This window comes from Sphingobacterium bovistauri (assembly GCF_020295405.1).
In the GTDB taxonomy this organism is placed as follows: Bacteria; Bacteroidota; Bacteroidia; order Sphingobacteriales; family Sphingobacteriaceae; genus Sphingobacterium; species Sphingobacterium bovistauri.
Genome location: NZ_JADEYP010000001.1, coordinates 23,862 through 38,061, shown reverse-complemented (window position 1 = coordinate 38,061; position 14,200 = coordinate 23,862). Strand labels below are relative to the sequence as shown.

The following is a 14,200-nucleotide window of genomic DNA, read 5'->3' as shown; positions in this document are numbered from 1 at the left end:
TTTTATGAAAAAGTATTTTAGTATTTGTCTATTGCTGTCAATTTTTGCTTTTACAGTTAAGGCTCAAGAAAAGTATGTACCATCTGCGAGTAATTTGGAAAATCGAAAATGGTTTGAAAAGTCCAGATTGGGGATTTTTATTCATTGGGGAGTCTATTCGATTTTAGGAGATGGTGAATGGGTGATGAACAATCAGAATTTCGGTATCGAAGAATACGCGTTGTTGCCCAAATTTTTTAATCCAATTGAATTCGATGCCAAAGAATGGGCAAAATCTTTTAAAGCTAGTGGTGCAAAGTACATAACTTTTACTAGTAGACATCATGATGGCTTTTCAATGTGGCATACCAAGATTTCAAATTATAATATCGTTGAGGCAACCCCGTTCAAACGCGATGTTATCAAGGAGTTGATAGAAGCATGTAGAGCAGAAGGGTTGAAAGTGATGTTTTATTATTCACTGTTAGATTGGAAACGCAATGATTATTTACCGACTGGTAAAACAGGTAAAGGTGTCATAGGAAGAGACTCTACACAGGCAAATTGGGATAGTTACATTTCATTTATGAAAAATCAACTGACAGAACTGCTTACCAATTATGGTCGAATTGATGGTATCTGGTTTGATGGACATTGGGACAAGCCAGATGTAGATTGGAAATATAAAGAAATATATGGACTGATTCATAAGCTACAACCACATTGTCTAATCGGTAATAATCACCATTTGGCACCTTTTGATGGTGAAGATTTTCAAATGTTTGAACGTGACCTTCCTGGACAAAATACTACAGGATTTGGCACCAGTGAAGAACATGTTGGAGATTTACCCAAAGAGGTATGTGGTACTATAGCAGGGTCTTGGGGCTTTGATATCAAGGATCGCAAACGTAAATCATTCAACGAAGTTTTAGGTTATTTAGTTAAAGCTGCGGGTTATGGATCAAATTTGTTGTTGAATGTTGGCCCCTTGCCAAATGGTGAAATTCAAGATTACCAGCAAGAACGTTTAAAACAATTAGGCGAATGGTTAAAAATATACGGAAAAAGTGTTTATGAGACAGAAGGAGGTTTTATTACGCCAACCGATGATTATGCTTTTACAAAAAAGGGAAATGAAATATTCTTACATATTTTAAACCCTGCTAAGGAATTTTTTGAGATTGATAATTTTGATTTTAAAGTTAAATCAATTGTATCCTTTGAGGGAAGTAATAAGTATAAGTACCAATTAAATAATAAAAAATTGAAAGTTACATTACCAAAAAAATCAGATAATGTACCTTATGTATTAATCATAAATACAAAATAGAATGTTAAAATTACAGGATAAAGTAGCGGTGGTGACTGGAGGTGGATCCGGTATCGGTAAAGCAATTTGTGAATTGTTTGCAAAAGAAGGTGCTTATGTTCATATTTTTGATTTGAACGCAGAGGGAGCTGAAAATGTAGCGAAAGAAATTAAAGCAAAAGGTGGCAATGCTCAGGTACATGTCTTGAATGTGACAAATCAGCTTGAGGTCATAACAGCAGTACAGGTTATTGGTAAAATTGATATTTTGGTCAATAATGCAGGTATTGCACATGTGGGTAATATAGAAAATTGTAAAGAGGAAGATTTTTCAAAAGTATTTGATGTAAATGTCAAAGGAGCTTATAATACTTTATATAGTATTATTCCTGTAATGAAATCGCATGGAGGTGGAGCAATCTTAAATTTGGCGTCTATAGCTGCTGTAGTTGGTATACCTGACCGTTTTGCATACTCGATGAGCAAGGGAGCTATTTATGCGATGAATCTTTCAGTAGCAAGAGATTATATGAAGGACAATATTCGATCTAATTCTATTTCACCTGCAAGAGTACATACTCCATTTGTAGATGGGTTTATTTCAAAAAACTATCCTGGTAAAGAGGGTGAAATGTTTAAAAAATTGTCTGATTCTCAGCCTATAGGTAGGATGGCACAACCCGAAGAAATTGCTAAATTGGCATTATTTCTTTGTTCAGATGATGCAGCTTTTATCACTGGTAATGATTATCCTATAGATGGAGGCTTTATAAAATTAAATAACTAATAAAAAACACATAAATAGCTAAATATGAAACTAATAAGATTTGGGGAGGTGGGTAGTGAAAGAGCAGGTGTTCAAATAGATTATAAAAATTTTGATGTATCAGATTTTGTCAAAAATTATGATGAGCAATTCTTTGAGAGTAATGGTATAGATAGGCTTAAAGTTTATGTCCAACAAAATTTAACGAATTTGAAAGAAGTAGAAGCTAATATCCGATTAGGTTCACCATTTGCCCGTCCTTCCAAAATTGTTTGTATTGGATTAAATTATAAAGATCATGCTGAAGAAACAGGGGCTGCGATTCCGGCAGAGCCTATTATTTTCATGAAATCAACAACAGCTTTGGTAGGTCCTAATGACACTGTTGTTATTCCGAAAAATTCTCAAAAAACAGATTGGGAAGTAGAATTTGGCATCGTCATAGGACAGAAAGCATCTTATGTTGAAGAAGCTAACGCATTAGATTACGTAGCTGGTTATGTTTTACATAATGATGTTTCTGAGCGTGAGTTTCAAATTGAACGTGGAGGAACCTGGGATAAAGGCAAGGGTTGCGATACATTCGCGCCAATGGGACCGGTACTGACTACTAAAGATGAGATTCCTGATATTAACAATGTCAATCTTTGGTTAAAAGTAAATGGTAAAACGTATCAGAATGGTAATACTAAAAATTTAATATTTTCTGTACCATTCATCGTGTCATATGTTTCTCAATTTATGACATTATTACCTGGTGATGTGATATCTACAGGTACGCCAGCAGGCGTAGGTTTAGGGTTTAATCCTCCAATATATTTGAAAGAGGGGGATGTGATTGAGTTGGGTGCTGATTATTTAGGTGAACAGAGACAGGAAGTAATAGCTTATAAAAAGTAAGATATGCGTATAGATACTCATCAACATTTTTGGATTTATGATCCCAATCGTGATACTTGGATTACTGATAATATGTCCAGCATCCAGCGCAATTTTCTTCCTAATGATATTGCCCAAACATTGAAGGATAATAATTTTGATGGTGTGGTAGCTGTACAGGCAAGTCAGTCAAATAAAGAATCACACTTTTTAGCCGAATTAGCACAGGCTTACAAAATGATAAAAGGTGTCGTAGGTTGGGTGGATTTACATTCTCCTCAAATTGATGAATATTTGGATGAATATCAAAAATACAATATTATAAAAGGGTTTAGGCATGTAATAGAAGGTGAGGAAGATGGAAATTTTCTCAGCACAGATGAATTTCTGAATGGGATACAAAGCCTTACTAAATATGATTATACATATGATCTATTAATCAGACCCAGACATTATGAAAGTACATTGCATTGTGTACGTGCTAATCCTAATCAAAAGTTCATGCTAGATCACATTGCAAAACCTCCTATTAAGAGTCAGGAGTTTGAGGAATGGGCATTGTTTATTCAAGATTTGTCTTCGTATCCTAATGTGTATTGTAAAATTTCTGGTTTAGCAACTGAAGCTGATTGGACAAATTGGCGATTAGATCATTTTACGCAATATGTAGATCATGTGATTAAATGCTTTGGTAAAAATCGTATTTGCTACGGCTCTGACTGGCCAGTATGTCTTTTGGCTTCATCTTATGAACAAAGTATTGAAATCGTGCAAGATAAGCTTAAATATTTTACGCAGGCAGAATTAGATTTATTTTGGGGTTTAAATGCCGTAAATTTTTATAGTTTGAAATAATATAACCGTATGGACTTAAATATAAGAGATAAAGTTTTCATCGTTACAGGTGGAGCAAAAGGAATTGGTAGAGGAATTGTATTAGCATTAGTAAAGGAAGGAGCTATTCCTGTAATAGTAGGTCGGAAGCAAAGTGATAACAATCTAGTGAAGGCAGAAGTAGAATCGTTAGGCGGTCAATGTCTATGTATCGAAGCAGAGCTATCCAATCCAGAAGAATCCAAAATTGCAATAGAAGCTGCGCTTGAAAAATTCGGGAGAATAGATGGCGTTGTAAATAATGCTGGGCAAAACGATGGTGTTGGTTTAGAAAATGGTAACTATGAAGGGTTTATTGAATCTTACCATAAAAATGTAGTTCATTATTATTTGACTGTACATCATGCGTTAGGAGCTTTGAAAAAATCCAAAGGAGTGATTTTAAATATTAGTTCCAAAACTGCAGAGACAGGACAGGGGGGGACATCAGGATACGCCGCCGCTAATGGTGCAAGAAATGCGCTAACAAGAGAATGGGCTGTTGAATTATTGCCCTATGGAATTCGTGTAAATGCTATTATAGTTGCTGAATGTGCTACTCCACAATATGACACTTGGATTCAGACATTAGCTAATCCAGAAGAAACCTTAAAAAAGATTACAGATCGAATTCCTTTGGAACATCGTATGACTACTTCTGAGGAAATTGCAAATACGGCGGTATTTTTATTATCTAATCGTTCTAGTCATACTACAGGACAACTTGTGTATGTAGATGGTGGATATGTTCACTTGGATAGAGCGTTAATAAAAGAATAGAGAGAGATTTTGTCTCTCTCTATTCTTTCATTGATTTAGATCATTATAATAGATTCTTGCCAGTTCATTGATCGTAAATCCTTTTTCAATAACTCCATCAAAGGTGTAAACTGATTTTTTATTATCTGCAAAATTATTTTCTGCAGAGTTTGCTATTACTTTTGTATTATCGAGAGATTTATTTGATCTTATTTTTGTTAGAACATCCCATCCACAAATATCAGTCATAATAATATCTGTTATAACTATTTGAGGTTTATTGATTTCAATGTAATTCAGTGCTAAAGAAGCGCTTTCAAATAGTTTTACATTGTGGTAGTCATCAAAAGTCTGTTGAGCTAGCAGGATATTAATTTTATTGTCATCAATAAATACAATTGAAATATCATTAGGAAGTTGTTTTTTAGGATTAAGCTTTTGTTCTGAATTAGTATTTACCGTTGAAACTTGTAATGAAAATGTAGATCCATTACCAAGCTTACTTTTGACACTCAGTTTTCCTCCAATTTGTTGTGCTAGAATTTGAGAAATATGCAGACCTAAGCCGAAGCCGACATTGTTCTTTTCTCCATCAACAGTGTAATACTTTCTGAAAATTTGATCCAATTTTCTGTCATCTATTCCAATGCCAGTATCAATTACATCAATAAAAATATTATCCTTAACAAATTTTGTTTCTATTGTCACAGTCCCTTTTTCGGTGTATTTAATAGCGTTACTTATAAGATTTGAGATGATCTGTCTCAATCTGAATTCATTAGATTGAATAATATGTAGTGGATTTAAATTATTATTGTTGATCAATTTTATACCCTTTTGATCGGCTTGATATTTATGTAAATTGAAGGTGTCATCTACGATTTTAGTTATATTAACTTCATCGAAAAGTACTTTGACAGAATTAGATTCTATTTTACTCAAATTTAGAATGTCATTAACAGTATTGTTAATTAAATTAATATCATAATTAATGTTGTTTAATAATTGATCATCGATTTTATCAATTTTATTGGATGTCAATAATTTAATAACACCCTTTAACGAATTCAATGGTGTACGAATCTCATGACTAATATTTGCTAATAAATTCGTTTTTTCTTTAGCTAATTTAGAAGCATAGTCCTTTTCTTTTATAATTTTCTTTTCATATTTAGATACTACATATTGATAATAAATAATAAAGATTAACATAACGAGTATTACACTCAATGCCATGATAGCATATGAGCGAAATTTTTGTGTATTATGCCTGTATAAAATATAATCTTCCTTTTCTGCTGATCTAAATTTCTGAAATTCTAATTCTCTTATCGATTCAATTGTTTTTTTAAGCTCACTGATTAATTCATAGTTCGCTGCTATTAACATTCTTTCTTTTTCCTTCGCTAACAGATATTTCGTACGAAGATTTGCAATGTTATTAGAATGCCTTATTTTATTTGTTTGAATTAGGTGGTCAATATTTTTTTGGATTATTTCTATTTGATTTACATTAAATGTCTTGGAGTTATTGACATTTAGTAAGGTGTCACTTTTAGTATTGAAAATACGGTTAAATAAATTTCCCTTTTTCCTTATTATAGTATCAGCTTCAAGCTGTACGCGAGCACCAGTATCACTTAATATTCTTTTTATGATAGGATCTGAAGAGGTGATTATATTTTGATTAGTAGTATTTAATATTTCATTTTTAGCACTTTCGTTATCATTAGCAAGAATTATAAGATTATCAACTTGTTTCTTAATCGCAATATATTGTTTTGATAGTGTCTCATCGAGATAGGTAATTTCTTTATTCTTACTTTCTGGAAGTGAATCAATTTCTGTAATGAAAGTATGAAGGGTATCTAGTTTAGTCTGGTAATTGTTAAAACTAGTTGTATCAAAAGAAATAGCGTACAAACGATAGAGATTATCAACTTCACTAAAAGTCGAAAATAGCTTGTATAAATTAGGTGATAGCCTAGAATTATTAGAATAGGCTATGTTTAGCCTATTCTCTACATCTTTGTATTGCTTATACTGTGATATAAAAATTACACATAGTATAATGAAAGAAACAATAATTACTATAACTAATAATAATCTTAATATGGTAGTTTTGGATAATGACACGTGTTAAAACTTATTATAGCCAAATATACCACTTTTGTTAATGTAAATTAATAACCAATCTTATTAATTTAATTTTTGTAAGATAAAGACTTGTTTATGCAGCTAATCGTTGCTAAAAGAAAGTTTTTTAAGTCCGATTTTTATTTCAGGAGCGTTCATAAAAAGGTTCCAAAGCATTTTAGATCTGTAATTTTCAATCATCACGACAATTGGCCCTTGATCTATTGCTAAATATTGTTTAGGAAACCAGTTGTCTGTTTCGCTATAGGCATCATAAAAACCGTATTCGCCCCATACTTTATCACCTAATTTGTCAAATAGGTAATTTGCGAAAGAAATACTTTCTTTTGGTGTATAAGGGATCGATGATAGCGCTGCAGTAGGTGAAATTACACCTTTGTCGTTATTCGGATGGTGTGCATCATAGCCAGAAGTTGAATAACTAGCCGTCAAACCCCATCCTTTTTCAGGTCCATACCCAATGTAATTTTTAGGATTTTGTTTTGCGTGTTCTATATTAATTAATGTATGATTTTTGGTTATTAAACCGTAATCAACATATTCATCTTTTAATCCATTAGGGTTTAAACCCAAAAAACTATAATGTGCCCAAAATAAAGGTCCAATTTCGCCCGGAGCTGCATTATGTTTAGCTACAGTTGAAATTTCATACTTCTTTATATCAGATTTAATTTGTCCATTTCTAGCCCAGCCGTTTATATATACCTGTTTACTAATGGGGTGAGTAGGTGATGATGCTGCCAAAACATAAGTTATAAGGCATTCATCGTAGCCTTGTATTGGATGGTTCATTCCAAACTCATGTTCAGGACTCCAATGCCAGAATAAAACATCTTTACCATTGGTGTAATGATTCCAATCTATCCCTTTCCAAATATCATCAGCTAATTTTGCAATTTCTTTATGATCTGTATTGCCATTTTTATAAAATTCCCTAACGCAAATAAGGGCTTGTGCCAAAAATGCGGTCTCTACAATATCCCCACCATCATCTTTGTTTCCGAAAGCTTTTACTTGTGAAGTAGGTCCAACATACCAATGAGCAAATGCGCCTTTGAATCTTGGTAAATTGGCTAAATAGGTTAAAGATTTTTTTAATCTCTGTTCAGCTTGTTGTGGCTCTATAAATTTTCTTTCTACTCCAACTAGTATACTCATTAATCCAAAACCACTTCCACCCATTGTAATAACATCTTCGTCATTCTGAGGATAGATACCATCCATATGAATACGTTCACGTGCTAGCCCCGAAGTTTCTTCAGCTCCTTCCCAAAAATATTTAAAGGTCTGTTTTTGAATTTTAGTAAGAAGCTCATCTGTTTGTTTTTCTTGCTTGTGAATATCTGACGTTTTGCATCCAAATAATATAAAAAATAATGTAGCGAATAAGATATAGATTTTCATAGTAAAGATTAAAAGGTGTTCCTCTCCATTGGAAAGGAACACATATTATAGTTATTTAGATATTAGTCTTGCTGCAGATAAATAATAGAAACCAGTACCGTTTGTATTATTTTCACCTGATGTTACAGTAACTGTTATTTTACCATTAGCATCTGGCTTTATATCCTTTGCAACCACGATCTTATTAGTGTTACTTGATGTGTTTAGCCTTACTATCACTTCATTAGTTCCTTTGCATACATATTTCGTTTCTCTATTGTCGCTGACATTTCCTCGAGCGCCAAAAAATGAAATATCATAATTTAAATTTTTATCCAACCCACTCAATTCGAATTTACTTTGTACGATGGTCATTCCACTAAAGGCACCTTTGGAGTTGCCAAAATAGGAGTATTTAGATACATTTGACGGCATATTGAGTGGAGTCGTCGTTGTGGTAGGACCATCTGCATTAATTCCATTAAATCTTTCTGTTATAGTAAGTTTAATACCAACATATGAACCAATACTGTCTTTTAAATTAATAGAAGTACCTGCAAGAAATGAGTTTATTTGGTTCCAATTATTAGATGCTACATTATTCCCAAAATCCAACAAAACACTACTTGTCAATGGACCACCAGTACCACCTTGGAAATCGGTCATGGTAGTTACTTCGTTCGGTTTTTGGACTGCAAAATGAGCTGCATTTTGAGCAATGCCAATTTCAAAATCAGAAAGTCCTGTTGGTTTATAGGTATTTCCGACTACATTTGTTCCAGTGATGGCTTCATACCATGTGCAAGCAGCTAAATATCTCCCCAAGGGCATGCTTAAGTGGTAACCATCACGTGTGAAATTATCTTCCACAACACTCGTTCTTCCATTCTGAATCGCTGTACCAGCTGGAATAATTAGATCAATTTTCACCAATTCTTTTGCTTTGTTCACCGCATCGACAATAGCAGTATACATTTGCATTTGGTCTTTGTTATAATTGTCAAAACCTGAATGCGTGGAGTTCTTCGCATAAGCCCACGTTTGGTGCAGAAGAAACTTTACGTTTTCATTTTTAGCACGAGGTGCTACATAATTATAGAGTTCTGCTAGTGATGCTGACCACGTGTCAAACTTACCAGAATTTGAACTTTCCTGCTGGAAACTAATATGTGTCCAATTTTCACTTGCTAATGCAGTGGCAATAGACGTATTCGCTACCGTTGTTTTAGTACCTTCGGCATCAATCTTACGAAAGCTATACGCGTTGGCATTCGCTTTTATATTGGTAACATGCTGAGCTAATGTCGCACCTCCGATATATAAGTTCCCAATTATGATTTTTTGTCCATTAGCTTTTGCTAAATCATAAAGATGTGTTTCTAAAGCATCTTCTGAAAAACTATTCCCAATGGCTAATACCCGAATTGTTCCATCATCCGCGGGATCAGGAATAATATTCATTACTGGACGCTCCATTTTTTGACAGCCCATGAAGGCGAGTAGCATCAAAAAGGAAAATATTTTATATATAATTTTCATAACGTACTATCTTTTAGATTATCTATAATCTGGATTTTGAATTAATACTCCAGCTGATTTGTCAATTTCAGGCTGGGGAATAGGGAAGAACCTATGTTTCAATTGATAAGTCACATGACCTGCATCATGCATCGTTTGCACATCTATATCCCAACGAATCAAATCGTAAAATCTTTCATTCTCCATACCTAATTCAACTTGTCTTTCGTGGCGTATGGCATTGCGTAGAGCGGGCTGATCACGCGTCGTGACAGCTGGTAGAGCGGTAGAATTGCTACCCCGCGCTCTAGCTCTAACACGTTCCAATAGATCTAAGGCTAAGTCAGTATTTGTATCACCTCCGATTTCATTAGCTGCCTCTGAGGCAAGTAAAACTATATCCGCATAACGGATTAAGCGTACATTAAACCAATCCCCAAATCGACTTCCATATTGAGCTCTTAAAGTTGGGTTTGTATATACTTTTTTATTCCAGTAGGCTCTTGGTAAATTAGTAGGTAAAACTTCCCCATACGGCTCATTTCTTTGCCCTGAATATAAGAGTGTTACATCTTTACGTGGATCATTAACCTCAAAAGCTTCGACTAATCGAATATGCGGGACATTCCATCCCCATCCCAAATCCCAGGCACCCGAACCTCGCACACCCTGACGGCTAGCATACGTGACACCGAAATTCTGTACCCCATCAGATAAAGCTTGAATTTCAAAAACTGATTCTTTGCTATTTTCACTTTCCTCTCGGAAAATCATATTGTAAGGTACGCTCAAATCGTACACTTGAGAATTGATAACTTGCATTGCAGAAGCTAAGGCTTGACTATATTGTTTACGTGCCATGTAAGTTTTTGTTTGGACAGCTAGAGCTGCCCCTTTGGTAATTCTTCCTGGATGACTTGGCCATCTGGAAGGCAAATAAGCTACAGCATCCGTTAAATCAGCATCAATTTGTTGGTAGATATCATTTATACTCGATTTTGGTCTATTGGCAGATGCCTGATCAGTTATTCTGAAAGTAACTAAAGGTACCTCTCCAAATGTTCTAACCATATTGAAATAGGCCCAAGCACGTAGAAACTTCATTTCACCTATATTTGCTAAAGTTCCTTCGGAAGGATTGTCAATAGAATCGGCAGTTGCTAAGACATTATTTGTTAAATTGATTAGATTGTAGTGTCCAGTCCAATAATTGTTAACCAACCAATAATCTAAAGGATAATTAAAATTATCAAAAATAGGTCCTGCACCAGCTTCATCGCCTGCACTGCTTCCCAATTGAGCATCGTCTGAACGGATGTTATGCAAAGCAACGTAAGGTAAGCCACTCGTAGCTTCAGAGCGAAGTCCTGCATATGCCGCAAAAACTTGACCTTCTAAAGATCCGGCAGGCATATCTTCTTCTGTAAATCGTCCTTTTGGTTTAATATCCAACCAATCTTTACCACAACTCGCAAATAGTAATACGAGTAGCATGCCTGTGAATAATTTATATTTGTGTGTTATTGTTTTCATAATGAATGACCTAAATAATCGTTAAAAATTTAAGTTTAAACCAAAAGTATATATCGCAGGTACAGGGTACGTGCCATTATCCACGCCAAAAGAAGTTGTACTTCCACCTATTTCTGGAGTGAAACCTGTGTTATTCGAAAATGTACCTACATTCTGTGCATTTAAGAATAAGCGTAAACTTTTCAAACGCATGCGACTAACTGTTTCTGAAGGTAGACTATAGCCCAATGAAATATCACGGATTCTAAAGAAACTTCCATCCTCAATGAAATAAGTAGAATATTGCCTATTGACAGCTCTTCCCTCATGAATAATTGGTTCCCAATTGGATGTGCCAACACCATTCCAACGGCCCAGTCTGTCGGTCAGAAAATTGTATGTGGCAAATTGGTTCTGGTTCCAAGTTCTTAAAATTTCATTGCCATATAATCCTTGCAATTCTATACCTAGATCAAAGTTTTTGTAAGAGGTGCTCAACGATATACCGTAATAAAAATCTGGCGTAGGATTACCAATCATTGTTCTGTCTTGTGAATTGATTATGCCATTGGCATCTAAATCTCTGTACTTAATATCACCTGGTAAGAATGCACCACCACCCAATCCATTTGTTGCTGACTGATTTACTTCTGTCTGTGTTTGGAATATTCCGTCATGAATGTATCCCCAGAAATATCCAATTGGATATCCGGCAATAGTACGAGAAGCACCGTTGATTATATCATATCCATCAGTCGATAATTTGACTACTTTATTTTTAACTGTCGTAATATTTCCACCTATTGAGAATCTCCAATCTTCATTGAGTGTTTGAGTCCAAGACACTGCCGCTTCTATACCTTTATTTTGTATAGTACCTAGATTACTAAGCCCTGGCTTACTCCCAAGGATACCTGGTACACGCACTAAAATGTCTTCAGTATTCTTGCTGTAATAAACAGCCTCAACACTCAAACGGTTTTGAAGTGCGCTCAACTCAAAACCGGCTTCCCATGCTTTGACAATCTCCCAGTGTAAATCTGGATCTGGAATGTATTCAGCCTCATAGGCTGGAATTAAATTATCACCAAAAACTGCAGAATTTCCCGGAACCATTAGTGGGTACATAGGATAACGATTTCCGCCTACATTTTGATTACCCAAAGATGCCCAAGATGCTTTTAGTTTTAAATTATTGATAGATTCTACATTCTGCATAAAATTTTCTTGACTTACTATCCATGCAGTACCAATGGAGTAAAAATTTTGCCAAGGTTTACCATTTTTAGCAAATGCAGAACTACCATCTCTACGAAATGATGTATTGATTAAATATTTACCATCATAATTATAAAGTGCTCGACCAAGCCACGATAATGTACGGTATTCCAAAGCAGTAGAATTTCCTGTTGTAGTTTTTGAGTCTCCTATATTTACATACCAATAATCAGGGTCATTCGGAATTTCAAGACCATCACCTTGTGTTCTTCGTGCTGAAGTGGCTTCCATTCCTTGAAGATAGGTCGTAAAACCACCCATCAAAGTCAGGTTGTGCTTTTCAAAAGTATTTCTATAGTTTAAAAGCCAATCTGTTTGATATTTATAATGCGTATTTTGTTCATGATTTACAGAAGTAAGCTGATTTCCACTAATCTCTCTTTTGTCATCACTTTGAATATCTGGATTGTATACAGATGCAAGTCCTTGGTAATTTCTAAAATTGTTAAATCCATAATCCGCAGATAGATTTACTCTGAAGTTGAAGTTTTTCAAAAAATCCACCTCTGCATACCAATTTGCTAATGCTCTATAATTAATACCGATATATGTATTCTTGCGTTCTTCTATATCAACTAATGGATTGAATACTTGTGCGCGTTGGAAATCAGGCATTGTATGATAAAGACCGTATTCGTTGTTGAAAATGGGTGCAATTGGTGAAGCAAGTATAGAGCCGAACACACCACGTTCTTGTGGTAAACGTGCTCTATATCCATTCAATACAATTCCTGTGCGGAAGTTGTCGGTTAATTTAACCTCATCTGTAACATTAAAAGTTATTTGGCTGTGCTTTTCGTGGTTAATAATACCCTCATCAGTAGAGTAGCCTAGACCCATTCTGAATGTGTTATTTTCTGAAGCCCCACTAACACTTAGATTGTTGTAATTTAAGACTCCATTTTTGAAGATTTCATCTTGCCAATTTGTATTTCCAGTCCAATTCGTATAATCGTATGGATAATTCCCTTGATTAAATCGTTGCTCTTCGTATAATTCTTTAAACTGTTCGGCATTCGCCATGTCCATGCGCTTCGAAACGTCTTTTATGCCCAAACGGGAATTAAATTCAAAATTCAATTGCCCTATTTTTGCTCGTTTAGTAGTAATAGCAATAACGCCATTCGCACCACGTACACCGAAAATGGCTAGACTGGAAGGATCTCTTAATACCTCAATAGTTTCAATATCATTAGGGTTTAAGAAATTAATATTATCATTCAATAAGCCATCGACTACATATAGTGGTTTAGCACCATTTATAGAATTTGTACCGCGAATACGTATGTCAGGCTCTTGGCCAGGTCTCCCTGAGTTAGTAACTTGCAGCCCTGGAACTTTTCCTTGTAAGTTGGCAACTGGATTAGTGCCTGGTTTATCAACAATATCTTTGCCTTTTATTTGCGTGATAGAACCTGTCAGATCTCGCTTTCGTGCTGTACCATAACCAATAACAACCACTTCTTCCAAAGCGTTATCCTCATTCACAAGGAAAACATTGAGTTGTGTATTGTTGCCTACAGCCAGGCTTTGCGGTTGATATCCAATAAATGAAAATGTAAGTGTATCACCCGCTGCTACGGTAATTGAATATTGACCTACAGCATTGGTTTGGACACTGGTCGGTTTACCTTTTATGTTTACTGTGACCCCAGGAATTGTCACTAATGATTGCTCATCTTTCACAATACCTGTTATTGTATTTTGTGCACTGACTGAGTTAGCGTACAACAAAATCGCAAATAAAGTAAATATATACCTCATATAATTTTGGTTTATTGTTA

10 protein-coding genes are annotated in these 14,200 nt (G+C 34.8%); 5 read left to right on the top strand and 5 right to left on the bottom strand.

Features of this window, described 5'->3' with window-relative positions; genetic code table 11:
* Positions 1 to 4: 4 nt before the first annotated feature.
* Genes IPZ78_RS00135 through IPZ78_RS00115 form a run of 5 tightly spaced genes read left to right on the top strand, consistent with a single transcriptional unit; the run spans position 5 to position 4,589 of the window.
* Positions 5 to 1,312, top strand: a complete 1,308-nt coding sequence (locus tag IPZ78_RS00135) for an alpha-L-fucosidase (RefSeq protein ID WP_225550846.1) — start codon at positions 5 to 7, stop codon at positions 1,310 to 1,312.
* A gap of 1 nt (position 1,313) precedes the next feature.
* Positions 1,314 to 2,078 (top strand): SDR family NAD(P)-dependent oxidoreductase, encoded by a 765-nt coding sequence (locus tag IPZ78_RS00130; protein WP_225550844.1) that lies wholly within the window; start codon positions 1,314 to 1,316, stop codon positions 2,076 to 2,078.
* A 24-nt stretch (positions 2,079 to 2,102) separates the two neighbouring features.
* Positions 2,103 to 2,957: a fumarylacetoacetate hydrolase family protein gene (locus IPZ78_RS00125; protein WP_225550842.1), complete on the top strand. Its 855-nt coding sequence runs from the start codon at positions 2,103 to 2,105 to the stop codon at positions 2,955 to 2,957.
* A gap of 3 nt (positions 2,958 to 2,960) precedes the next feature.
* The gene (locus IPZ78_RS00120) at positions 2,961 to 3,791 is read left to right on the top strand and encodes an amidohydrolase family protein (protein WP_225550840.1); all 831 of its coding nucleotides are present in this window, start codon (positions 2,961 to 2,963) and stop codon (positions 3,789 to 3,791) included.
* 9 nt (positions 3,792 to 3,800) lie between these two features.
* Positions 3,801 to 4,589, top strand: a complete 789-nt coding sequence (locus tag IPZ78_RS00115; RefSeq protein ID WP_225550838.1) for an L-fucose dehydrogenase — start codon at positions 3,801 to 3,803, stop codon at positions 4,587 to 4,589.
* Between the two features lie 27 nt (positions 4,590 to 4,616).
* On the opposite strand, the gene IPZ78_RS17285 is transcribed toward IPZ78_RS00115, so the two are convergent.
* The 5 genes from IPZ78_RS17285 to IPZ78_RS00090 form a co-directional block, all read right to left on the bottom strand.
* The gene (locus IPZ78_RS17285) at positions 4,617 to 6,704 is read right to left on the bottom strand and encodes an ATP-binding response regulator (RefSeq protein ID WP_225550836.1); all 2,088 of its coding nucleotides are present in this window, start codon (positions 6,702 to 6,704) and stop codon (positions 4,617 to 4,619) included.
* A 102-nt stretch (positions 6,705 to 6,806) separates the two neighbouring features.
* Positions 6,807 to 8,129 (bottom strand): glucoamylase family protein, encoded by a 1,323-nt coding sequence (locus IPZ78_RS00105; protein WP_225550834.1) that lies wholly within the window; start codon positions 8,127 to 8,129, stop codon positions 6,807 to 6,809.
* Between the two features lie 51 nt (positions 8,130 to 8,180).
* Positions 8,181 to 9,647, bottom strand: coding sequence for a DUF4886 domain-containing protein (locus tag IPZ78_RS00100; protein ID WP_225550833.1), 1,467 nt, complete (start codon positions 9,645 to 9,647; stop codon positions 8,181 to 8,183).
* Between the two features lie 18 nt (positions 9,648 to 9,665).
* Complete coding sequence (locus IPZ78_RS00095; RefSeq protein ID WP_225550832.1) at positions 9,666 to 11,159, bottom strand: RagB/SusD family nutrient uptake outer membrane protein; 1,494 nt, start codon at positions 11,157 to 11,159, stop codon at positions 9,666 to 9,668.
* Between the two features lie 21 nt (positions 11,160 to 11,180).
* Positions 11,181 to 14,180 carry a SusC/RagA family TonB-linked outer membrane protein gene (locus tag IPZ78_RS00090; RefSeq protein ID WP_225550830.1) on the bottom strand — a complete coding sequence of 1,000 codons (3,000 nt, stop codon included), beginning with the start codon at positions 14,178 to 14,180 and terminating at the stop codon, positions 11,181 to 11,183.
* Positions 14,181 to 14,200: the final 20 nt, after the last annotated feature.

Bases quoted from the DNA above. Each gene is read 5' to 3' on its own strand.
- IPZ78_RS00135 (WP_225550846.1), top strand. From the start codon at position 5: ATGAAAAAGTATTTTAGTATTTGTCTATTGCTGTCAATTTTTGCTTTT.
- IPZ78_RS00130 (WP_225550844.1), top strand. From the start codon at position 1,314: ATGTTAAAATTACAGGATAAAGTAGCGGTGGTGACTGGAGGTGGATCC.
- IPZ78_RS00125 (WP_225550842.1), top strand. From the start codon at position 2,103: ATGAAACTAATAAGATTTGGGGAGGTGGGTAGTGAAAGAGCAGGTGTT.
- IPZ78_RS00120 (WP_225550840.1), top strand. From the start codon at position 2,961: ATGCGTATAGATACTCATCAACATTTTTGGATTTATGATCCCAATCGT.
- IPZ78_RS00115 (WP_225550838.1), top strand. From the start codon at position 3,801: ATGGACTTAAATATAAGAGATAAAGTTTTCATCGTTACAGGTGGAGCA.
- IPZ78_RS00105 (WP_225550834.1), bottom strand. From the start codon at position 8,129: ATGAAAATCTATATCTTATTCGCTACATTATTTTTTATATTATTTGGA.
- IPZ78_RS00100 (WP_225550833.1), bottom strand. From the start codon at position 9,647: ATGAAAATTATATATAAAATATTTTCCTTTTTGATGCTACTCGCCTTC.
- IPZ78_RS00095 (WP_225550832.1), bottom strand. From the start codon at position 11,159: ATGAAAACAATAACACACAAATATAAATTATTCACAGGCATGCTACTC.
- IPZ78_RS00090 (WP_225550830.1), bottom strand. From the start codon at position 14,180: ATGAGGTATATATTTACTTTATTTGCGATTTTGTTGTACGCTAACTCA.